The organism is Staphylococcus delphini (assembly GCF_900636325.1).
Taxonomy (GTDB): Bacteria; Bacillota; Bacilli; order Staphylococcales; family Staphylococcaceae; genus Staphylococcus; species Staphylococcus delphini.
Genome location: NZ_LR134263.1, coordinates 490338 through 514988, shown reverse-complemented (window position 1 = coordinate 514988; position 24651 = coordinate 490338). Strand labels below are relative to the sequence as shown.

Here is a 24651-nt window from a genome sequence, read left to right as displayed (position 1 = left end):
GATGAATTATGGCACGTACAAAAGATTACCAAAGTGCGTTTGATATTATCGGCCCAGTGATGATGGGGCCATCGAGTTCACATACAGCAGGTGCAGTAAAAATTGGTCAGGCCGCTCGTGCTGTCCTTGGTGATACACCTGAGAAAATCGTTGTGAACTATTACGAATCTTTTGCAGAAACGCATAAAGGTCACGGCACGGATTTAGCGATTATCGGTGGCTTATTAGGTTTTAGTACTTTCGATTCTCGTATTAAAACATCGACAAAAATTGCAAGAAGCGAAGGCATTGACTTTGAATTTATCGAAAAATCAGGTTCAAGTTTAGGTGAACATCCAAATTGTGCAGTCATCGAAATTGATCACGGTGACCGTCATGTCGAGTTAAATGGCATTTCAATTGGCGGTGGCGCATTCAAAGTGAAAAGTATTCACGTTAACCAAATGTGTATTTTGATGGCACATACACCCCCTATTCTTGTCATTGATGGGGAATGTCAAATTGCAGAAGTCAATCATTTAATTAACGATTTAATCGAGCATGAAGTCGACATCAATGAAGAGATTAAAACGATGACAAAAGGCCATTGCTTACTTGCCTTACATTTGAATAAACCGATTAAAAGTGAACTACTTGAATCAATCAAAGAAAAATATGCGTTTTTAAACTTTTCATATATAGATTAAATTGGAGGGACTCCCATGTTTGATACAATGAAAGAATTAATCGACTATGCGACTGAAAATAACACAACTTTTTCAGAAATTATGATTAAACATGAAATGGAAACACGTGGTATGACGCGCGAAGAAGTCATGGACATGATGCAACAAAATCTTGACACAATGCGTGAAGCTGTTCAAAAAGGCACGACAGGTGAAGGGGTTAAAAGTGTGACAGGTTATACGGGTCAAGACGCGATTAAAGTCCACAAATATAACCAAAACAATAAAGCCCTCTCTGGATATGATATGATGTCAGCTGTTGAAGGCGCGGTTGCCACTAATGAAGTGAACGCAGCAATGGGCATTATTTGTGCGACACCGACTGCTGGTTCTTCAGGGACTATTCCAGGGATACTCTTTAAACTAGAGCAATCACACGACTTAACGAATGACCAAATGCTTGAATTTCTATTTGCTGCCTCGATGTGCGGTATGATTATCGCGAACAATGCATCCGTTGCTGGTGCAACAGGGGGCTGTCAAGCAGAAGTGGGTTCAGCATCCGCAATGGCTGCCGCTGCTGCTGTGCAAACATTCGGTGGTACGCCAGAACAAGCTGGACACGCCCTTGCGATTAGTATTAGTAACTTGCTTGGTTTAGTGTGTGACCCTGTCGCAGGTTTAGTAGAAATTCCTTGTGTGATGCGCAATGCGATTGGTTCAGGCAATGGATTGATTTCAGCTGACCTGGCACTTGCCGGTGTGGAAAGTCGCATCCCAGTAGATGAAGTCATTGGGGCTATGGATAAAGTGGGTCGTAACCTTCCTGCATCATTACGCGAAACAGGTTTAGGTGGTCTTGCTGGTACGCCAACAGGTGAAGCAATTAAAGCTAAAATCTTTGGTGATTCCAAACGATCCGAAGTGTTCTCTTAATATAGGAGGAAAAAAGCTCGAAGTGAGATGACTACTGTCGTCTTCACTTCGAGTTTTTTGATGTGAATAATCGATGATGTTGTTGAATAATTCAGGATGTTGTACACATGACATTTCGGGTTAACACACTTGCATATTGCATATCACATTTCAATTTTTTAAACTTGTGTATCACTTTTCTTAGTTTACACAATGGATTGCTATCTTGGACTCGCGTTCCTAGGCGCCTCGCCTCAACTCAATTTGGCTTGATTGAACTGTTCACTTGAAGGAAGCCAAATTGGATTTTCGTCTTCGGCTCTATGCCTCAGGAGTCTCGTCCTGATTTGCAATCCATTCTTGAACATTTCGGATTGAAAGAATTAGAAATGATGAATCACTTATTTGTATTAACAACAATCACGAAGAAACATATCAATAGCATAATGTAACAAACATCATAAACAATGCCACTTAAAAACTTACTCTATTAGATACATTTCCATTAAAATACAATTGCTAAAATGGTCGTGACTCCTGAGGGAATGTATGCATACTGTCATCCCCCTTTTTCACTTGAATAGTGGGTGCTGTTTATCGCAGTAGTTCTCTGACTTGCGAGGGACAAGTACGACGATATCTTTGTTACACATGAGATTTCTGTACTGCTCCCAAAATCTACTAATCCCTCAACAAGCGTAACATTTTAACCAAGCGTGAGTGAGTTGAAAGGTCATAACACTCCTAAGAAACGCGAGTCCATGAGGCAATTGGATTAAAATATATCAAATTAAAAAACGAGAATGGGACATTATGTTTCCCAGTTCCTCTCCTACGATGAACGAAAAGCAAAATATAGAAATATAAAACAATTAAGGTAAATGGGGATAAAATTTTTGGGTTTTATCACCTTATAAAGATAGCTTCATTGATTCACAGCATTTAAATTCAAATTGCTAAAATGGACGAGACTCCTGAGGGATCAGACGCAGCCGAAAATCCGCCAACGCTTCATTTATGTAACAGTTCAATCAAGCGTTGGCTAGTTGAGGCAAGTCCCCTAGGAACGCGAGTCCATGATAGCAATTGTGAAAATTTAAAAAGGTGATCAATGAAGCAATTTGATGAAAATATATCAAGGTAGGACAATTGAAAAATTTCAATGGCCCATCTCCATTTTATTATAAATTTATTTACGAACTAACCGTTTCTTTACTCTTTCATCATCTGGTTCTTCTTTAACGACAAATTGACGTTCCTGATGACGGTCTTCTTGCCGCCTTTCTTGCAATTGGAAAACGACAAAATGATAAATAAAAAACAATATCAATGCGAGCGATATCGATTGCATGAATAAATATTGCCAAGTACCTGCAATCAAATACGTTTCTGCAATCGTTGTCGTGATGACCATTCCAAAAAACAATAGCATTAATTTTTTTAGCATTGCACTCATCCCCTTGGTCGCGACAATCGCTAGTTGTCTTTTTATACGCTTCTCATGACTTGAACACTGAATCGACAGTTACTTTTTACGTTGTTGATATTGATGAAAGTCTACCACATTTTCATACTTTTCGCTTGAATGATTTAAAATATTCTCAAATTCTTCTGATGTATGACCTAAATACAACCAACTTCTCATATGTTTCAACATCTCTTCAAAGAGGACCAAACCCGTTGAGAAAGCATCTTCATCTAATTCACCGTCTTCAATCCAGCCTTCAAGCACTGGTGCAAAATCATCAGGCTCACTGATATGCTTTAACAATAATAGTAATTCTGTTCCAAGTTCTTCGGCCTCTAAGTTACGGTCGATAAAATCCATGTATTCATACTCAATAAAATGGTCTTTTACCCATTCAATGACACGATCACATCGCTCGGGGTCAATCCCATAAAGGCGCTTGCTATATGTCAGCATCTCTTCTTTTGTTTCAGGTAAATAATAGGTCACCTTTGACGCAATTTCTACCATTTGTGTCTGGTCGAACTGAAAATCTATATGTGTGATGACATCATCTTTAACTTCATAATTTTTGAAATCAGGATTCACTTCTTCTACTAAATCAAGCCAGTCTTTCAATGCGTCCAATGTTAATGTTTGATCCATATATTTTTGGTAAACCACTTGGAGCTGCTCTAACGGGAGTGAACCGTATAATTCCACACTCGCAATCAATAAACGATACTGATCAGATAGTGCTTTCAAAATCTCCTCTGTTTGAACCGCTTCTTTCATTTTCTCATCAATCTCATGAGGAATTAAAATTTCGCCCGTGTCATCAAACGACATTCTTGGTTTATACATCAAAAATGACTGTGGGACATCCAGCGTTGTTTCGAAAGGAATGCCGACTTCAATCATTTGCTGTGTCAACACGAGTAGCAGTTGATGCGCCCGACTCATGTGTGCAACACTTTCTCGAATATACTCAGGCGTCACTAAATGTGTAATGAAATGAACGAGTAACTCTGATTTATTCATGCCAGAGTATCCCGTGATATCATGCTGCTTACATAACGCCTTAATGTCTTCAATAGTGTAACGATTTAATAGCGTAACGATACTTCTTTCTTCATCCGCTTCTCCTAGTGTCATCGCGATCACTTCATGGAGTAATTCGTCTCGTTCATCTTCAGTTAAGTTAGAAAAAAACGCTTCAAATTCTTCATCACTGTATCTCATCATTTTCACCTACTCATGTCATTTTAGTTATCATTATTGTATCCGTAAATACATGAATTGTGAAATTATTTCTTATCACCATTTATATGATTTGTGTTCTTTTCGATACGTTCCACATTTTTACCTTCTTGATTTTGGATTAAGGGCGTCTTTTAATCCTTCACCGATAAAGTTAATACATAAAATTGTGACTGTAATAATGAGCGCGGGTGGCATCCAAATCCATGGCTTGCTTCTTAAAATGTCGCCTTCTTGCGCATCTGTTAACATATTCCCCCATGTCGGCACACTTTTACTAATCCCAAACCCGAGGAAACTGAGTCCCGCTTCGGCCACGATTTGTACGGCAAATACGAGTGTTGCTTGCACGATGACCACACTTAAAATATTCGGTAATAAATGCTTAAATAAAATCTTATATACAGGCGTTCCGATTGATTGTGCCGCCAAGAAATATTCATTCTCTTTCTCTTGCATCACTTTACCGCGAACAATCCTTGCGACACCAACCCAAGATAAGGCGATGAGCACTAAACCTAACACAATAGCTGAACCGTATTGATTTTCGATTTTACCACTGAACGTCGCATTTAATACGACTGCGAATGGAATAAATGGAAATAACATGACAAACTCTGTAAAACGCATGAGCACGGTATCCACCCAGCCACCGTAATAGCCAGAAATCATGCCGATCAATACGCCGATTGTCATAAGTCCAATAGAAGTAAAAAATCCAAATAGTAACGATACACGCCCCGCATACAACAAGCGGCTTAAAATATCTCGACCACCAGAATCTGTACCGAGCCAGTGTTCTGCTGACATCTCGCCCTTAATCAACACTAAATTTTGTAAGTTCGGATCATAAGGTGCAAGCAGTGGTGCTAAAAATGAAATGATCGCGATGAGACCCAGTATCACAGTCGCTATCATTGCCGGTTTGTTTTTAAGAAATTTCTTACGCGCCATTGTGAGTGGCGATTTACTTTTTGCTTTTTTCAACTTATCCATCTGTATCCCCCCTAATTACTCTTAATTCTCGGATCGACTATGCTATACGTAATATCTGAAATTAAGTTAGCGAGTAATCCTAAAAATGAGAAAAATAGTAATAGTGCCATCATTAATGGATAATCTTTACCACTAATCGCATCAATGAGCAGTTTTCCGATACCGGGATATGAAAAAATCGTTTCTGTAATGACCGCACCACCAAATACAGACAATACATCCGCACCAAAAAACGTCACAATCGGAATAATCGAGTTTCTTAAAATATGTTTGTTATATACTGTAGACTCTGATAAACCTTTTGCGCGTGCGGTACGAATATAATCTTTACGTGCGTTTTCGATGATATCATTTCTTAAAAATTGAACATAACTCGCTGTTGATAATAAACCGAGCACGGTCCCTGGCAAAATCGTATGATAAATCTTACTGATATAATATGCCGCAGAACCAGGTTCGACACCGAGTGCAACGGAACCTGAAAATGGAAAGAGTCCGAGCTGAAACGCAAAAATATAAATGGCGAATACCCCTGCAACAAATGACGGGATGGCGAGCATCAAATAATTTAAAAATTGAATGCTGTAATCGTATAAACTATACGGCTTGCGTCCTGAGAGTATGCCGAGCGGAAATGCAATGAGATATGTAATGACTAAACTTGTGACTCCTAACAAAATGGTATTCGGCATACGTTCTTTCACTAAATCCATGACCGGACGTTTATAGCGAATAGAATCACCAAAATCGCCATGGAGGACACGTTCGCCCCACTTCATATATTGCACAGGGAGCGGGTCGTTTAAGCCTAAGCGTTCACGTTCTTGTTCGTAATATTTCGCGCCAGCTTTTGGGTCCATATTACCTGAAAATGCGTCACCGGGTTGTAATTTAGAAATGGTAAAGATGACGACTGACATTAAAATGAGCATCGGAATCATTAATAAAATACGTCGAATGATTAATGTTGTCATTGCGCGACACCCCCATTTTCTAACAACACACATGCTGCATAATGATTGGCACTGACTTCCACTGATGGCGGCTTCACTTCTGCACATCGCGCCTCAGCTACCGGACATCGCGTATGAAATGGACATCCAGATGGCGGGTCACTTGGCGACGGTAAATCACCCTCGAGTAAAATGCGTTCCTTACGCTGACGTGGATCAATTTCTGGGATCGCTGAAATGAGTGCTTTCGTATAAGGATGACTCGGATTTTCATAAATCGCTTCAGCAGGACCTTGCTCTAAAATATGACCTAAATACATCACACAAATATAGTCACTGACATGCTTAACGACACTTAAATCATGCGCAATAAACAAATAGCTGAGTCCAAACTCTTCTTGTAACTCTGCCATAATATTGAGCACTTGAGACTGTACAGAAACGTCTAACGCACTGACTGGTTCATCGGCAATAATAAGTTTCGGTTTGAGCGCTAAAGCACGCGCAATCCCGACACGTTGGCGTTGTCCACCTGAAAACTCATGCGCATATTTATAGTAGTCCGCTTCGTTCAGTCCGACACGTTTTAACAAGTCTTTCACTTCATCTTCAATGTCACGCTGCTTTTTATGGTAATAATTACGAATCGGTTCACCGACAATATCGCCCACCATTTGCATCGGATTCAATGACGCATACGGGTCTTGGAACACCATTTGAAAACCTTTTCGCGCTTCTCTTAATGCACGTCCTCTCAGTTTTGTGATGTCTTGCCCGCAAAATTTAACCTCTCCTGAATGGGCTTGCTGCAACTGTAAAATTGTACGTCCAGCCGAAGATTTCCCACAACCTGACTCGCCTACTAGTCCGACAGTTTGCCCAGGTTCAATCACAAAAGAAATGCCATCTACAGCTTTCACTTCGCCAATTTTACGTTGAAATACGCCACCTTTAATCGGATAATACTGCTTTAAATCATTCACTTCTAAAATGTAATTAGTCATGTTGTCCTACCCCCTTCAGTTGTGTTTCATTTTGATATAAATGACAAAACACGTGATGCGCATCTGCCACTTGAACGCTACTGACATCTTGCGTTTGACACATTTCCATCGCATGTGGACAGCGATTGACAAAACGACATCCTTGTTGAGGTAAATGAACTAAACTCGGTACAGAACCATTGATTGTTTCAAGCGTGTCTTGTTGCACATCTAACCGCGGTATCGCCTTTAATAACAACTGTGTATAAGGATGTTTAGGATGTGTAAAAATCTCTTCTACAGGTGCGAGTTCTACAATTTTTCCCGCATACATGACTGCTACACGGTCGCACAATTCTGAAATGACACCTAAATCATGTGAAATGAAAATGACACCCATTTGCGTTTCTGCTTGAATCCGTTTTAACAGCGCTAAAATTTGTGCTTGCACCGTTACATCGAGTGCGGTCGTCGGTTCGTCAGCAATGAGCAGATGTGGGGCACATGAAATCGCCATCGCAATCATGACCCGTTGACGCATCCCACCTGATAATTGATGTGGATATTCATCGACCACTTTATTCGCACGTGGAATACCGACATCTTGAAGTAATTGAATCGCTTTAGCCCGTGCCTCACTTTTGGATAGCTTTAAATGCAACATGATCATTTCCATTAACTGATTGCCAATCGTAAATACAGGATTGAGTGAGGTCATCGGCTCTTGGAAAATCATCGCCACCTCGTTACCCCGTACTTTGTTGAATGCTTCGTGTGACATATTATCAATGCGTTGACCTTTATAGCGGACTTCACCTGAACGAATCGTCGCAATCTTCTCAGGTAATAAATTCAAAATGGATAAACTTAGCACTGATTTGCCAGAGCCAGATTCACCTACAATACCTAAAATTTCTCCTTCGTTAATTTCTAAATCAATATTAGAAATCGCATCGTACTGTTGTCCCTCTATTTCAAATGCGGTAGACAAATTTTTAACTTCTAGTAATTTGCTCTCATTCATATTTTCACCCCTATGCCCGTATCAAAAATAAAAATGAATCTCTTTCTTTATATAAGAAAAGGGGACGGACGTTCGCCGCCACGTATCCCTTTTCTCAACCATTTGTTATTTCTTGTCTTCAACTGACCATTCATAAATCGGGTTAGAACCTTTCAGTGACACTTCAAAGTTTTTCACTCTACTGTTCACTGCAGTGACGTCTTCTAACTCTACAATCGGAATGACAGGTACATCTTCAGCCATGATTTTTTGCCATTCTAAATATTTTGCTTTACGTTTATCATTGTCGTCGCCCACTACTTTTGTATCGACGGCTTCATCTAAAATTTTGTCTGCTTTCGGATTGTCGTAACGTGATTCATTCCAAAGTGCTGTCGATCTGTATAACTCAGATGGATCAGGGTCTGCCCCTTGTACCCATGTTCTAAAATACACTTCCATATCTTTAGAAGCATTTTCTAAGTCACTGCTGTACTTACCGAATTCTTCCATTTCAACTTTTGTTTTGAGTCCGACCTTTTCCCAATAACCTTTAAGTGCTGCTGAACGTGGTTCGAAGGTTGGGTTAGAACCAGCATAGTGCTTCAGATTCACGACGAATGGCTTGCCTTGAGGGTCTTCACGGAAACCGTCACCATCTTTATCTTTATAACCCGCTTCGTCTAATAATTGTTTCGCTTTATCTACGTCATATTTATATTCTTTAACATCGCCTTCTTTCGCACCACTCCAATGTGCGGAAGGGATTAAACCGTTAAGTGGTTTGCCGTAGCCATAGTAAAATGCGTCAATCCACTCTTTTCGATTAATCGCGTAAGCCATTGCTTGACGTAACTTTTTATCTTGATATTTCGGTCTTTCTTTACCGATTTTTTGTGCTTTTTTATCATAATCATTTAACACGAAACCGACGATCGCATAAGATGTTGACGGTGCTTGTAGCAATTGTAAGTTTTCGCTACCACTATCTTTAATTTCTTTCGCGATTGGTGCTGTAATTGTTGCCATATCAATATCGCCATTTTCAAGCGCTTGTGTCATCGATGTTTGTTCTACGACACGTAAGTTGATATTGTTAATATTTGGTTCCCCGCGCCAGTAATCTTTATTTTTAACAAGTTCCACTGATTCACCATCGACAATACGCTTCACTTTATAAGGTCCGATGCCGATTGGATTTTTACGTACGGCGTCTGATTTCGCCATATCTTTAACTGGAATATCTTTAAATACTTTTTCGCTGATAGGTGCAGATGTCCACAATTCTAATAAATTATTCGCTTTATGTTCTTTAAATGTGATTTCTGCTGTGTAATCATCAATTTTTTTGATACCACTAATGCTGTCCGCTTCACCATTACGTTTTTCTTCCGCACCTTGAATGACCGCGACACCACTATAACGCGGGCCATCGTAGTCAGGATCTGCTAGTGTCTCTAAAGTAAAAATCCAGTCATTCATTGTAAATGGGTTACCGTCTTGCCACTTAATCCCTTTTTTAACTTTGAATGTATATTTCAAGTCATCATTTTTGTCTTTTTCCCATGACAAAATTTTGGGTTTAATCTTTAAATCATCACCGACATCAATCAGTGAATCATTAAAGAAATCAATCACATTAGAGTCACCTATACTCCCTGCAAAAATAGATTGGAAGTTCCCCTCAGGCGGTTCCGCTATCCCTACTGTCAATGTCCCGCCTTTCGTATCGCTTTTGCCGGTTTTATTCGACGTATTCGATGGCTCATTTCCACCTTTTCCACATGCTGAAAGTACAACGACAACAATTAATGATAAAAACCATAAATATCGATAAGCTTTTTTCATCCCATTTCCTCCCTAATTGTTAAATGTTTAAAAACTCCTTTCTCTTATTATTGTATTTTTCCAAATTTTTTGTCAATGAAATTTTGCAAAAATCTAAAATTTTCAAACATTTTATATTGAAAAGTTTAAAACAAATACAGGAAAGGAAACAGGATGTGTCATCGCATCAAAAATAAGAGCCCAACTATGTCAATAACATAATTGAGCTCTTACCTTTAGTTATATTGGTTTAACGCTTCGATTTTGGATTGAGTGCGTCTTTCAATCCTTCACCAATAAAGTTAATACATAGAATGGTTACTGTAATAATTGCGGCAGGTGGCATCCAAATCCAAGGCTTGCCTCTTAATACATCACCTTCTTGTGAGTCTGTCAACATGTTTCCCCATGTAGGTACTTCTTTACTAATCCCAAAGCCAAGGAAACTGAGACCCGCTTCTGCGACAATTTGTACGGCAAAGACGAGTGTCGCTTGAACGATAATGACACTTAAAATATTGGGTAATAAATGCTTCAATAAAATTTTGTATACTGGTGTCCCAATTGATTGTGCGGCTAAAAAGTATTCATTTTCTTTCTCTTGCATTACTTTACCACGGACGACACGCGCGATACCCACCCATGATAACAAGACGAGCACCGTTCCTAGTACAATCGCAGAACCGTATTTACTTTCAATATCGTGACTGAACGTTGCATTTAATACGACCGCAAATGGGATAAATGGGAATAACATCACAAATTCTGTAAAACGCATCAATATCGTATCAACTATGCCACCGTAGTAGCCCGAAATCATGCCGATAATGATACCGATGACCATTAATCCAATCGATGTAAATAATCCAAATGACAGAGACACACGCCCCGCATATAATAGTCGACTGAAAATATCACGTCCGCCTGAATCTGTGCCAAGCCAATGTTCAGGAGACATATCACCTTTAATCAACACTAAATTTTGAACGTTTGGATCGTGAGGCGCAATGAATGGTGCCAAAAATGAAATGATCACAATGACGCCGAGTATCAGTGTCGCAGCCATAGCGGACTTGTTTTTCAAAAATTTTTGACGTGCAATTTGTAACGGTGACTTACTTTTTCTAAATTGTGTTTTTTCCATAATGGCCCCTCCTAGTTACTCTTAATTCTTGGGTCAACAATACTGTACGTAATGTCCGAAATGAGATTGGCGAGTAATCCTAAGAATGAAAAGAATAACAGAAGTGCCATCATTAATGGATAATCTTTACCTGTGATAGATTCAATGAGTAATTTACCGATACCAGGGAATGAAAAAATACTTTCTGTAATGACTGCACCTCCGAATACTGATAATACATCTGCGCCGAAAAATGTCACGATAGGAATAATTGAGTTTCGTAAAATATGTTTGTTATAGATTTTAGACTCAGATAACCCCTTTGCTCGTGCTGTACGAATATAGTCTCTACGGGCATTTTCGATAATATCGTTACGTAAAAATTGAATATAGCCGGCTGTTGACAGTAATCCAAGTACAGTCCCAGGTAATATGACGTGATACAACTTGCTGACATAATATTCGAAAGATCCGGGTTCGAGACCGATTTCAACGGAACCTGAAAATGGAAAAATCCCAATTTGAAACGCAAACACATAGATTGCAAAAACCCCTGCAACAAACGATGGAATGGCGAGCATTAAATAATTGAGCAATTGAATACTATAATCATAGAGACTATACGGCTTTCTACCAGCAAGAATACCGAGTGGAAAAGCAAGTAAATACGTAATGATCAAGCTGACTGTCCCTAACAAAACTGTGTTCGGCATACGTTCTTTAATTAAATCCATCACCGGTCGTTTGTAGCGAATCGAATCACCCAACTCACCGTGAAGCACGCGATTGCCCCATTTCATATATTGCATTGGGATCGGATCATTTAAGCCTAGTTTTTCACGTTGCTCTTCATAATATTTTGCCCCAAGTTTTGGATCCATATTACCTGTGAATGCGTCTCCAGGTTGCAATTTCGCAATGGTAAAAATGACAACAGACATCAACAACAACATCGGTATCATGAGTAATAAACGACGAATGATTAAGCTGATCATAGTTTCACCTCTCCCTCTTCAAGTAATAAGCATGACGCATAATGTTCTTTGCCGACCTCGATTGCTTGTGGTTTTTGTTGTGCACATCGCGCCTCAGCTACCGGACAACGCGTATGAAATGGACACCCCACTGGTGGGTTGCTTGGTGATGGTAAATCTCCTTCTAATAAAATGCGCTTCTTACGCTGTGATGGATTAATATCCGGAATCGCTGAAATAAGTGATTGTGTATACGGATGTTGCGGATTCTCGTAAATTGCATCAGCTGGTCCTTGTTCTAAAATATGCCCTAAATACATCACGCAAATATAGTCACTCACATGTTTTACCACACTTAAGTCATGGGCAATAAATAAATAACTCAACCCCATTTCTTCTTGTAATTCATCCATAATGTTCAACACCTGAGATTGTACCGAGACATCGAGCGCACTCACCGGTTCATCCGCGATAATCAATTTCGGCTTTAATGCTAATGCACGCGCAATCCCGACACGTTGACGTTGCCCGCCTGAAAATTCGTGTGCATATTTGTAGTAATCTCGTTCATTCAAACCGACACGTTTCAACAAATCTTTCACTTCATCTTCAATCTCTTTTTGTTTTTTATTGTAATAATTACGAATCGGCTCTCCCACAATGTCTCCAATCATTTGCATTGGGTTCAATGACGCATATGGATCTTGAAATACCATTTGAAAACCTTTACGCGCCTCACGTAACGCCTTGCCTTTTAATTTCGTCAAATCTTGCCCACAAAATACAATTTCGCCCGCTGTCGCTTTTTGTAGACATAAAATAGTACGCCCGGCTGAAGACTTCCCACAACCTGATTCCCCTACAAGGCCAACCGTCTGACCCTTTTTAATCTTGAACGAAATATCATCCACTGCTTTCACTTCGCCTACTTTCCTTTGGAAGACCCCTGCCTTAATCGGATAATACTGTTTTAAATTTTTCACTTCTAAAACATAGGATTCTGTCATGAGATATTCGCCTCCTTCAATGCCTCATCTTGCGTATAGAGATGACATTTCACTTGATGATGAGCGTCAATATTTTGAAGTTCAGTATCTTTTAATGTACAAACTGTCATCGCATGCGGACACCGGTTCGCAAAACGACATCCTACTTTCGGAAACGCATCTATACTCGGTACCGACCCTTGAATCGTCTCTAGTTTATCCTGTTTAACATCCAGTCTAGGAATCGCTTTTAACAATAATTGTGTGTACGGATGCTTCGGTTGATTAAAAATCGACGTCACGTTAGCTGTTTCAACGATTTCACCTGCATACATGACAGCGACACGATCACAAATTTCAGAAATAACGCCTAAATCATGTGAAATAAAGATGACGCTCATGGCCGTCTCTTCTTGAATTCGTTTCAATAAATCGAGAATTTGAGCTTGTACCGTCACATCCAGGGCAGTCGTCGGCTCATCTGCAATAAGCAATTGCGGTGAACATGAAATCGCCATCGCAATCATGACACGTTGACGCATCCCACCCGATAATTGATGGGGATATTCATCCACAACTTTTTCAGCCCGTGGAATCCCTACTTGCTTCAACAATGAAATCGCTTTTTCTTTTGCTTCCGTTTTCGACAATTTTAAATGTAGCATTAACATTTCCCTTAATTGATTACCGATCGTAAATACTGGATTTAGAGAAGTCATCGGCTCTTGAAAAATCATCGCAATCTCTTTGCCCCGTATTTGATTCATTTGTTCTCTGCCATAGTCGTCAATCCGTTGTCCTTGATAAATAATCTCTCCAGACGCGATGTTGGCGATTTTTTCCGGTAAGAGCTTTAATACTGATAGACTGAGCACAGACTTACCTGATCCAGATTCACCTACAATCCCCATCACTTCACCTTGTTTAACGGTTAAATTAATATTCGAAATGGCAGCGTAATCTTGCCCTTCAATATCAAAAGTAGTCGTTAAATGGTTGATTTCTAATACGTTATTCTTGTTCATAAGCGCACCCCTTTTCCTGTTCATTCATTTAGAAATCTAATTTTATCCATAATCAATCCATTAAAAAAAGGGAAGAGACAGTTCTGTCATCATTCCCTTTCTCCGTTTATGTGCTATTATTTTTTATCTTCAACTGACCATTGATAGATTGGGTTATAACCTTTTAATGAAACTTCAAAGTTTTTCAGTCTATTGCTCACCGCTGTTGTTTCTATTAATTCCGTAAGAGGAATAACTGGAAGATCTTCAGCCATAATTTTTTGCCATTCAATATATTTTTTACGACGTTTATCATTATCATCACCAACGATTTTACTGTCGATTGCTTCATCTAACAGTTTGTCAGCTTTCGGGTTATTGTAGCGTGATTCATTCCATAGTGCTGTCGATTTGTATAAATCTGATGGATCAGGATCAGAACCTTGTTGCCAACTTCGGAAATACACTTCCATATCTTTTGAGCCATTTTCTAAGTCCTTATTGTATTTACCGAACTCTTCCATTTCAACTTTTGTTTTAAGGCCGACTTTTTCCCAGTAGCCTTTGAGTGCTGCTGTCCGTGGCTCAAACGTCGGGTTAGAGCCTGAATAGTGATTTAACTTGATTACGAAAGGTTTACCATTCGGATCTTCACGGAAGCCATCACCATCTTTATCTTTATAACCCGCTTCGTCTAATAATTTTTTCGCTTTCTCTACGTTATATTCGTATTCTTTTACTTCACCTTTTTTCGCACCGCTCCAATGCTCAGATGGAATAAGACCAATGAGTGGCTTCGCATAACCATAGAAGAAAGCGTCATTCCATTCTTTACGGTTAATCGCATAAGCCATCGCTTGACGTAAACGCTTATCTTGATATTTAGGACGTGGAGCACCGATTTTTTCAGCTTTTCTATCATAATCATTTAATACAAAGCCGATAATCGCGTAAGAAGTAGACGGTGCTTCTAACACCTTCACATTTTCTGCTTTACGATCTTTTATTTCTTTAGCGATAGGGCCAGTCACTTCTGCCAAATCGATATCGCCTTTTTCAAGCGCTTGTGCTAAGGCTGTTTGTTCAACGACACGTATGTTCACCTTGTCAATGTTCGGTTCACCTTGCCAGTAGTCTTTATTTTTTACAAGTTCTACAGATTCGCCATCGACAATATTTTTCACGATGAATGGTCCGATACCGATTGGATGTTTACGAACAGCGTCAGACTTCGCCATATCTTTAATCGGAATATCTTTAAAGATTTTTTCACTAATAACTGATGACGTCCATAATTTAAGCAAGTTGTTCGCTTTATGTGCTTTAAACGTCAATTTCGCAGTATAATCATCAATCTTTTTAAGACCGCTAATTGTTTTCGCTTGTCCTTTATGCTTTTCTTCTGCACCTTTAATCACTTCAGCACCACTATAACGTGGCCCATCATAGTCTGGATCTGCAATTGTTTCTAAAGTGAAAATCCAGTCATTAATAGTGAATGGATTACCATCTTGCCATTTGATACCTTTTTTCACTTTAAATGTATAGGTTAAATCATCATCTTTACTTTTTTCCCATGATAAAATTTTCGGTTTCATATTCAGATGCTCATCTGTCTCTGTAAGGTCATCATTAAAATAAGCTATAACATCAGAATCGATTTTCGAACTTGAAAATATGCTTTGGAAACTACCATCTGCTGCTTCTGGAAGCGCTACATTTAAAGTTCCTCCTTTCGCATTACTTTTTTCAGTTTTGCTATGATCATTGCTCGAAGTTTGCGAGTTATTTTTTCCACATGCTGATAAAACAAGAGTGACAACTAACACTAATATCAACGCGTAACGCCAAGTCTTATTCATCCATGTTCCTCCTTCATTGATGTACTTATTTATTTCATTATTATATTTTTCTGAATACTTTGTCAACAACTAAATTTACAACATAATCTAGTTTCTTTTAAAATTAGAATCTGTCACACTTTTTTAATTTCATCATAAGAGAAAGAGTGTCACATTTGAATAAGACTTGATCATATGCAAATGCTGAGAGGCGTAAAAGATAAAAGCAAAAAAAGATATGTGAGGGAGGCACTCAAATTGATAGCCTACTCACATATCTTTGAACCATTAATATTTCTAAATTTTATAGAGAAGCAAGGGCAGTCGAAATCGCCGTATCTCCCGTCAGCACTTGAAACTCTTTTCCTTGATGTTCCGTATTAGTAGCCACTTCATACAAGACAGCTGCCACATCTTCACGCGGAATTTGACGGAGATCTGGTTGCGTAAATAATTTTGCTACTTTCACTTTTCCTGTTCCTTGATCGTTTGTCAATGCACCCGGATGCACAATAGTCGCGGTTAATCGGCTATGTCTTAAATAATCATCGGCATAATGTTTCGCAATCGTATATGGTTTCAAGTCACCACTTGCGTCAAATGCTTCACGACGAGCGTCATACGTAGACACCATAATGAAGTGCTCAATGTTCGCTGCTTCACTCGCTTTAATCGCTTTGACCGCGCCATCTAAATCTACAATGATTGTTTTGTCTGCACCTGTGCTTCCGCCAGAACCGACTGAAAAAATGACTTGATCATAAGGGAGAAAGGCTTCTGTTAAAGCGTCAATCGTTGCTGTTTCTAAATCAATCAATGTTGCAGAAATGCCTTGTGATGCTAACGCTTGCTGTTGTTCTTCTTTTCTCACAGCCGCAGTAAAATCTTCACCTTGTGCGCGCATTTGCTTCACAAGATGTTGTCCTACGCCACCGTTCGCACCTAAAATTAATGTTCGTGTCATCCAACATCCTCCTCTTTCTCTTTCATACGTGATTAATCATTGTAATTCCCTTTATCTCACTTTCAAAACACCATATAGTTGCACACCATACTTTTACTAACGTCATTTTCACTTTGAATCACTTTTAAATGACATTGAACTGGCTCGATGCAATTAACATTGACGTCCTCAACTTCTCACGCTTTATGTTTAGTTACACTTTTGTATCGACACATCCACATAGGACTGAGTGACTTCCCATCACCTCTGACAAAAGAATCCAGAGTGATGCGCATTGACTGTGTTGGACATATCTTGCTATTCTTATTTTTGTACTTTCAACAATATCCCTCGCCATACCTCAGATTGCAAGAACCTTGCAAGACTCCCGAGGGATACGTGCATATTACTAACAGTTACTTCTTTACTCTAATAGTGGTTACTGTTTAACGCAGTAGCTGTCTGACTTCTCAATACTGATGCTTTTGAGAAGTCTAGTCAGCCTTGCGGGGGCAGTACGACGAAATCTTTGAGACACATGAGATTTCTGTACTGCTCCCGAAAATCCAATTTGGCTTCCATTCAGTTTACACTTCAATCAAACCAAATTTAGTTGAGGCAAGTCCCCTGGGAAAGCGCAGCACGGTTCTTGCAATCGGCTGATGGACACCTTTTCAAAATCAAATACTACAGCATATTCCCAAAACAACCCAAAAAGCTGAGACGCAACATCACATCGCATCCCAGCCATCTCTTCAATATCATTTAAAGTCAAAAAGTTATTCATAGCGAAAATAGAATCATGTCATTTTTTATTATTTAGCTTACAGGTGTCAGAGGGGTTACACCTGTAAAGCCGACGTATGCATATGCACGTTCTACATCTTCATCTGTCGGGGGTTCAACATCATTCAATGCATACGGTACACCTAAGGCCTCCCATTTGTGCACACCGAGTTGGTGATAAGGTAAGATTTCAAATTTCTCAACGTTGCCAAGTTGGTTGATAAATGTGCCAAGTGCTTTCAAGTCTTCGGGGGCGTCGGTAAGACCTGGTACGAGCACATGGCGAATCCATATCGGTTGGCCTTTGTCTGCTAAATATTGAATATATTTGAGTATATGAGTATTAGGTTTTCCGGTTAATTGTTGATGCTTTTCATTATCGATATGCTTAATGTCCACCATCAATAAGTCTGTATGTGCTAACACTTGATCGAAATGTTTCTTAAAAGCTTCCGTATCGTTTGCACAGCCAAGTGAGGTATCGATACACGTATGAATCCCTTGTGCGTGAAGCTTTTCAAACAGTTCTTCGATAAACGGCATTTGCAAGAGAGGTTCACCACCACTGATCGTGACGCCCCCTCCTGATGCCTGAAAGTAAGGGAGATACGGAACAATTTCATTCACGAGTTCATCTGCTGTTGCTGTACGAGAGGGCTCATTGACTTTCCAAGTATCTGGATTATGGCAATAAAGACATCTCAGTAAGCAACCTTGTGTAAAGATAATGTAGCGTAAGCCTGGGCCATCGACTGTACCTAAGCTTTCTATTGAATGAATGTGTCCTTTAATCATCGTTCTCCCCCATTTAATCATGTCAAATTAAGACTGTTAGTGTTGTGTTGCTGACTCGTTACATAGATTCGTGGAATGTACGAGAAATAACGTCGAGTTGTTGCTCGCGTGTTAATTTAATAAAGTTTACTGCATAACCTGATACACGTACTGTGAGTTGTGGGTATTCTTCTGGGTGTTCCATAGCATCAAGTAATGTTTCTCTGTTAAAGACATTGATGTTCAAGTGATGACCGTGTTGTAATGCATAGCCATCTAAAATGCTGACTAAGTTTTGTTCTTGTGTTGCTTCTTCTTTACCTAATGATTTTGGTACGATACTAAATGTGTTAGAAATACCGTCTTTACAGCAGTCATAAGGTAATTTTGATACTGATGATAATGATGCCAGTGCACCGTGATCATCGCGTCCGTGCATTGGGTTCGCACCTGGCGCAAATGGTTCGCCTGCTTTACGTCCGTCTGGTGTGTTACCTGTTTTCTTACCGTAAACAACATTTGATGTGATTGTGAGTACACTCATCGTATGTTCAGAGTCACGGTACGTTTGATGTTTACGTAATTTTTTCATGAAGCTTTCAACTAACTGCACTGCGATGTCGTCTACACGTGGATCGTTGTTACCATACTTTGGATAATCGCCTGTTGTTTCAAAGTCAACTACGAGTCCGTTTTCATCGCGAATTGTGCGAACTTGACCATATTTAATGGCAGAAAGTGAGTCCGCTGCAACTGATAAACCTGCAATACCTGTTGCCATTGTACGGTGCACATCTGTATCATGAAGTGCCATTTCGATACGTTCATAGCTGTATTTATCGTGCATGTAGTGAATGACATTTAATGAGTTGATGTAAACCCCTGCTAGCCATTCCATCATTTCATCAAATTGACGGTACACTTCATCGTAATCTAAAATTTCAGATTGAATTGGAGCGAAGTTTGGCGCAACTTGAGCACCTGATTTTTCGTCTTTACCACCATTGATCGCATACAATAATGTCTTCGCTAAGTTGGCACGTGCACCGAAGAATTGCATTTGTTTACCGATACGCATTGCAGACACACAACATGCAATACCATAATCGTCACCGTAGCTTTCACGCATTAAGTCATCATTTTCGTACTGAATTGAGCTTGTTTTAATACTCATTTTCGTACAGTAGCGTTTGAAGTTTTCAGGTAAACGTGTTGACCATAATACTGTCAAGTTTGGTTCTGGTGCTGGTCCTAAGTTGTCGAGTGAATGTAAGAAACGGAATGAGTTTTTCGTTACCATTGAGCGTCCGTCAATCCCCACACCACCGATAGATTCTGTTACCCAAGTCGGGTCACCTGAGAATAATGCATTGTAGTCAGGTGTACGCGCAAATTTTACTAAACGTAATTTCATGATGAAGTGGTCAATGATTTCTTGTACTTCTGTTTCAGTAATCGTACCTGCTTGTAAGTCACGTTCTGCATAAATGTCTAAGAATGTAGATGTACGTCCTAGACTCATTGCGGCTCCGTTTTGTTCTTTAATTGCAGCAAGATAAGCAAGGTATAACCATTGTACCGCTTCTTTAAAGTTTTCAGCTGGACGACTTAAATCAAATCCGTAACGTTCACCAAGTTGTTTTAATTCGTTTAATGAACGATATTGCTCTGACACTTCTTCGCGTAAACGAATCACATCTTCAGTCATTGTTGATGATAAGTCATTGAAGTCTTTTTGTTTTTCTGCCATTAAGAAATCAACACCGTATAATGCGACACGACGATAATCTCCAATAATACGACCACGGCCATAAGCATCTGGTAAACCTGTAATAATCCCTGCTTTACGACATGCTAACATTTCTTTTGAATACGCATCGAATACACCTTGGTTATGTGTTTTACGATACTCTGTAAAAATGTGTTCTGTTTCTTTATCTAATTCATAACCGTACGCTTCACATGCTGCTTTTGCCATACGGATACCGCCAAATGGTTGCATCGAACGTTTGAATGGTTTGTCTGTTTGCACACCAACAATTTGTTCTAATGATTCATCCAAGTAACCTGCATCATGAGATAAAATAGTTGATGGCACTTTTGTATCCATATCCCAAATACCACCACGTTCACGCTCTTCTTTCGATAACGCCATCACTTGATCCCACAATTTCGTCGTTGCTTCAGTTGGACCGGCTAAAAAACTGTCGTCGCCTTGATAACCTGTGAAGTTTAATTGTATGAATTCACGAACGTCCACATGGCGTGTCCAACGTCCAGTTTTAAAACCTTCCCATGCATTATGTGTAGTTTGAGTGTCTTTAATCATATCTTTACCTCCAATTAGGTTTGTTCATCATTTCACAAGTAGTATACCAAGAATTGTGAATACAATCACTTAAAATTGAAAGCGTTTTATAAAATGTCATGATTTCGCTTTATTTTGTATAATATTTTGTCACAATCTATAAAAATTTCAAAAAGAACTTTTTTGTTGTGTAACTATTTTTATACATTTTCAGGTAACTTGATTGGTCGGTATCAAGGCGTAAATGCTTATGTTTTCTAAAGGTTTACACCCCAAAATTAAAAAGCGGGGACGGGACATAAAAATTTCAAGTCTCAATCCATTCATATATTTTTGACTGATTAAATGATTTTAAAGTAGTTGGAAAATGAGGATGAATGGATAAAACATTGATGCTATTGATTTATTGATTTCATAAACTTGCCCTCAGTTTCGCTGTGTTTAATATAAGATTGCCCAGAAGGCTGAGACTCCTGAGGGAATGCGTGCATACTGCTGACGGTCGCTTCTTTACTTTAATAGTGGTTGCTGTTTATCGCAGTAGCTGTCTGACTTCTCAACGTATACACTTTTGAGAAGTCTAGTCAGCCTTGCGGGGGCAGTACGACGAAATCTTTGTTACACATGAGATTTCTGTACTGCTCCCAAAATCCAATTCGGCATCGATCAAGTGTTCATTTCAATCAAGCCGAATTTAGTTGAAGGGCCAGCCCCTAGGAACGCGAAGCCATGAAGGCAATCTAAAGCCACAAGACATAGGGAGGGCAAGTTTAACAAAAATATTGCATCAATAGCATCAAAAGTTTTCAAGCCCCATCCCTTGGTATACACAACAAAATATAGTAAAGGAGCTGAGGAATCTTAATTTCCCAGCTCCACTTTCAATAACTTTATTTATTATCTTCTGTTGCAGTAAAACGATAGATCTCAGAGTCATACAATTTTAAAACTTTCCACAAAATGTAATCGACAATAAAACCGACAACTAACGGAATGACGAAAAATACCGCAAGGACAATCAGTAAGTTGGTCATACCGTTGCCATCCATTAATTCTAACGCTTTAATTGGACCGACTAAGCCGACAATACCGAATCCCGCTGTTTCTTTCACACCTGAAATACCGAGCAACGCACCTGCTGCCCCTGTTACGGCTGCTGTAATGCCGATCGGTAAGAGTATAATAGGATAGCGAATAACGTTAGGAATCATCATTTTCATACCACCTAGTAAAATCGCAATTGGGACACCAATTTTATTCACACGTAATGTCCCGATGAACAGAACGACAGCTGCAACGGCAACACCAATCGCTGCTGATCCTGCTGCTAAACCTGAAATACCAATCGCTAAGCCAACGCCGATTGTTGAAATTGGGGAAACAATAATGAATGAAAATAAGACTGCAATCAAAACGCCCATCAACACGGGTTGTAACGTCGTAAATGTATTCACTAAACTACCGATAGCTAATGTAATCTTGCTGACATAAGGTAATGTCCAAACACCAATCAATCCAGCGCCACCGCCTACGATAATCGGTAATAAAATTACGTTCAAACTGCCTAAGCGATTACCCAACCATAATACAATGAGCACTGCAATAGATGCCGTAATCATTGTATTGATTAAATCACCAATACCGACCAATTGCCAACCAGCCGGCGTCACTTTAGCGGCCCCTGAACCTACAAACGCTGCTGCGCCCACTAACGCTGTTGCCATTGGATTTAAATTGAATTGTAACGCGATGAGGACACCGACCATAATCGGTAGCGCAAATTGTACCCCTAAGACAACTTGATTCATCGTTGCGAAAATATCAGCGTATTGACTTAAGTATTTAAACAATCCACCTAACACTGCATTCGGAATAAGCCCAGCAATAATTGCGATGGCTAAACCATTTAATACTTTGAACATAAATGTTTTAAATGTCATTCTCTGCTCTGCTGCTTCCATTTCCTTTACCACCTCACTGTTGAATTACATTTGAATCAATGAACTTCAAATGGTTTTCGAGGTACGACGTTCATTCTACTTTTCCACTTTTTCTGTCCCCCTTCAAATGCGCTTCGTACCACAATAGTGATAGCGTAACTGAACAAAGATCATTTATCAATACCATTTTTTAAAATATTCGCAATTTAATGTGACTTAATTCAATCCCACTTCATTTTATTTTAACTTGTCGTTTATCCCACACATCATTCATTTTCCACGCAAAAAGAAGAGACAAGGACACATTAAAGTTTCCCTGCCTCTTGTTATGCTTGTATGATTATTTTTGAGTTGCTGAATATTTACTATGTACACGCATCATCGTATCAATTCGTGATTCTGCAAGATGTTCCGCTGCTTGTAATGGTAAAATACCTTCTTCTTTTGAGATCGTGAAAATTTTGTCCATTTGCTCGTAAATGTTTTTCACTTTCTTTTCAGCACGTTCACGATTGTATTGACCGTACAACTCGTCTGCTACGTTGATGACACCACCGCTGTTCACAACAAAGTCAGGTGCATAAATAATGCCGCGTTCTTTTAACATTTGACCGTGCTTGTCATCTTCTAGCAATTGGTTGTTGGCACTACCGCAAACCATTTTCACTTTTAACTCTGGAATCGTTTTATCGTTTAAAATACCACCCAGTGCACATGGCGCAAAAATGTCAGCGTCAACTTGATAGATATCGTTAATTCCTACCGCTTCTGCATTAAAGTCATTCACTGCACGTTGCACGGCTTCTTCATTGATATCAGTCACGATGAGTTTCGCGCCTTCTTCATGTAAGTATTTACACATATGATAGGCAACGTTACCTACACCTTGTACAGCAACAGTTTTCCCGTCTAAACTGTCAGAGCCAAACGCTTCTTTTGCCGTACGCTTCATCGCATAATAAACACCTAATGCCGTCATCGGACTTGGGTTACCACTTGAACCGTAAGACTCACTGACACCTGTCACATATGGTGTTTCTAAACGAATGAAATCCATATCTTCTACCGTAGTTCCTACATCTTCGGCAGTAATGTAACGGCCATCTAAACTATGGATGTAACGACCGAGTGCTCTAAAGAATGCTTCAGATTTATCTGTTTTCGGATCACCGATGACAACAGTTTTTGCGCCACCTAAATTAAGGCCGGCAGTTGCATTTTTATATGTCATTCCTTTAGCCAAGCGCATCACGTCGACAATCGCATCTTCTTCACTTTCGTAATTCCAGAAGCGACAACCTCCTAACGCTGGACCTAAAGTTGTGTCATGAATACAAATAATTGCTTTTAAACCTGTTGTTTCGTCGTGGCAAAAAACTAACTGCTCGTAATCAGCTTGTGCCATCTTTTCGAAAATCATTGCCATTCCTCCTTTGTGTTTCACATTTCCCGTCATGAAACCACATATTATCAGAATGGAACGTCTTATCTATTCAATTAAGTGAGATATCCGTCCCACTCCACATTATCCAATATATCATATTTGCTATTTTTTGACCCCTTCAGCAAATGCAACACAATGGCGTAAGCGGTTCCAATTCTATATTATAGCACATTCAAAAATTTTTGTATCCTTACACATTTGCTTTTTTGAGATATTTTTAAAATTAAAATTTATGTAGCGATGCTCGTTTTTCCTTTCATTGACACAAACCCCTATTTTACCAGTGTCATTAAAGTTTCTATCCTCTTGCATTGCGCTGGGTCTCTGTAAAAAGGTGACCTGTGTACTTTTCCGTTATTTGCAATTCTAAAATTTTTGAACTAAGGAGATCATCACGTCAAATATATCCATTTTTTGAAGTAAACACCTCCTTTTCCCTAATGTTCATTTTTTCACATTTTCAATATAATGAAGGTATT

Annotated in this window: 19 protein-coding genes; 2 read left to right on the top strand and 17 right to left on the bottom strand. The window is 39.3% G+C overall.

The window, feature by feature from the left end:
• Positions 1 to 8: 8 nt before the first annotated feature.
• Together sdaAB and sdaAA are read left to right on the top strand one after the other, a co-directional pair.
• A complete protein-coding gene (sdaAB, locus tag EL101_RS02170) occupies positions 9 to 686 on the top strand; it encodes an L-serine ammonia-lyase, iron-sulfur-dependent subunit beta (protein WP_096598156.1) in 678 nt (225 codons plus the stop codon).
• A 15-nt stretch (positions 687 to 701) separates the two neighbouring features.
• Complete coding sequence (gene sdaAA / locus EL101_RS02165; protein WP_096598158.1) at positions 702 to 1601, top strand: L-serine ammonia-lyase, iron-sulfur-dependent, subunit alpha; 900 nt, start codon at positions 702 to 704, stop codon at positions 1599 to 1601.
• A 1168-nt stretch (positions 1602 to 2769) separates the two neighbouring features.
• Here sdaAA and EL101_RS02160 read toward each other — a convergent pair.
• From EL101_RS02160 to EL101_RS02080, 17 genes are all read right to left on the bottom strand, one after another.
• Positions 2770 to 3027: a hypothetical protein gene (locus EL101_RS02160; protein ID WP_096598160.1), complete on the bottom strand. Its 258-nt coding sequence runs from the start codon at positions 3025 to 3027 to the stop codon at positions 2770 to 2772.
• Between the two features lie 78 nt (positions 3028 to 3105).
• Positions 3106 to 4272 carry a hypothetical protein gene (locus tag EL101_RS02155; protein WP_096598162.1) on the bottom strand — a complete coding sequence of 389 codons (1167 nt, stop codon included), beginning with the start codon at positions 4270 to 4272 and terminating at the stop codon, positions 3106 to 3108.
• Positions 4273 to 4389: 117 nt separating this feature from the next.
• Entirely contained in the window at positions 4390 to 5283 is an 894-nt protein-coding gene (gene opp4C, locus EL101_RS02150) for an oligopeptide ABC transporter permease (RefSeq protein WP_096598164.1), read from the bottom strand.
• Between the two features lie 11 nt (positions 5284 to 5294).
• The gene (opp4B, locus tag EL101_RS02145; protein ID WP_086428025.1) at positions 5295 to 6257 is read right to left on the bottom strand and encodes an oligopeptide ABC transporter permease; all 963 of its coding nucleotides are present in this window, start codon (positions 6255 to 6257) and stop codon (positions 5295 to 5297) included.
• On the bottom strand, positions 6254 to 7240 hold the full coding sequence (locus EL101_RS02140) for an ABC transporter ATP-binding protein (protein WP_096598166.1): 987 nt from the start codon (positions 7238 to 7240) through the stop codon (positions 6254 to 6256). The genes opp4B (EL101_RS02145) and EL101_RS02140 overlap by 4 nt, the downstream gene beginning before the upstream one ends.
• On the bottom strand, positions 7233 to 8243 hold the full coding sequence (locus EL101_RS02135) for an ABC transporter ATP-binding protein (RefSeq protein ID WP_096598168.1): 1011 nt from the start codon (positions 8241 to 8243) through the stop codon (positions 7233 to 7235). Before EL101_RS02135 ends, EL101_RS02140 begins: the two co-directional genes overlap by 8 nt.
• A gap of 105 nt (positions 8244 to 8348) precedes the next feature.
• Positions 8349 to 10070, bottom strand: a complete 1722-nt coding sequence (gene opp4A / locus EL101_RS02130) for an oligopeptide ABC transporter substrate-binding protein (protein ID WP_096598170.1) — start codon at positions 10068 to 10070, stop codon at positions 8349 to 8351.
• A gap of 229 nt (positions 10071 to 10299) precedes the next feature.
• On the bottom strand, positions 10300 to 11193 hold the full coding sequence (opp4C, locus tag EL101_RS02125; RefSeq protein ID WP_096542814.1) for an oligopeptide ABC transporter permease: 894 nt from the start codon (positions 11191 to 11193) through the stop codon (positions 10300 to 10302).
• Positions 11194 to 11204: 11 nt separating this feature from the next.
• Positions 11205 to 12167, bottom strand: a complete 963-nt coding sequence (opp4B, locus tag EL101_RS02120; RefSeq protein ID WP_096598172.1) for an oligopeptide ABC transporter permease — start codon at positions 12165 to 12167, stop codon at positions 11205 to 11207.
• Complete coding sequence (locus EL101_RS02115; RefSeq protein WP_096598174.1) at positions 12164 to 13153, bottom strand: ABC transporter ATP-binding protein; 990 nt, start codon at positions 13151 to 13153, stop codon at positions 12164 to 12166. The genes opp4B (EL101_RS02120) and EL101_RS02115 overlap by 4 nt, the downstream gene beginning before the upstream one ends.
• Entirely contained in the window at positions 13150 to 14157 is a 1008-nt protein-coding gene (locus EL101_RS02110) for an ABC transporter ATP-binding protein (protein ID WP_096598176.1), read from the bottom strand. Before EL101_RS02110 ends, EL101_RS02115 begins: the two co-directional genes overlap by 4 nt.
• 116 nt (positions 14158 to 14273) lie before the next feature.
• Entirely contained in the window at positions 14274 to 15998 is a 1725-nt protein-coding gene (gene opp4A, locus EL101_RS02105; protein WP_096598178.1) for an oligopeptide ABC transporter substrate-binding protein, read from the bottom strand.
• A gap of 283 nt (positions 15999 to 16281) precedes the next feature.
• Entirely contained in the window at positions 16282 to 16941 is a 660-nt protein-coding gene (locus EL101_RS02100) for an SDR family oxidoreductase (RefSeq protein ID WP_096598180.1), read from the bottom strand.
• 798 nt (positions 16942 to 17739) lie between these two features.
• Positions 17740 to 18501: a pyruvate formate-lyase-activating protein gene (pflA, locus tag EL101_RS02095; RefSeq protein ID WP_096598182.1), complete on the bottom strand. Its 762-nt coding sequence runs from the start codon at positions 18499 to 18501 to the stop codon at positions 17740 to 17742.
• 58 nt (positions 18502 to 18559) lie between these two features.
• A complete protein-coding gene (gene pflB / locus EL101_RS02090) occupies positions 18560 to 20809 on the bottom strand; it encodes a formate C-acetyltransferase (RefSeq protein WP_096598184.1) in 2250 nt (749 codons plus the stop codon).
• An 869-nt stretch (positions 20810 to 21678) separates the two neighbouring features.
• Complete coding sequence (locus EL101_RS02085; protein WP_096542830.1) at positions 21679 to 22749, bottom strand: PTS sugar transporter subunit IIC; 1071 nt, start codon at positions 22747 to 22749, stop codon at positions 21679 to 21681.
• A 319-nt stretch (positions 22750 to 23068) separates the two neighbouring features.
• On the bottom strand, positions 23069 to 24148 hold the full coding sequence (locus EL101_RS02080) for a Glu/Leu/Phe/Val family dehydrogenase (RefSeq protein WP_096598186.1): 1080 nt from the start codon (positions 24146 to 24148) through the stop codon (positions 23069 to 23071).
• Positions 24149 to 24651: the final 503 nt, after the last annotated feature.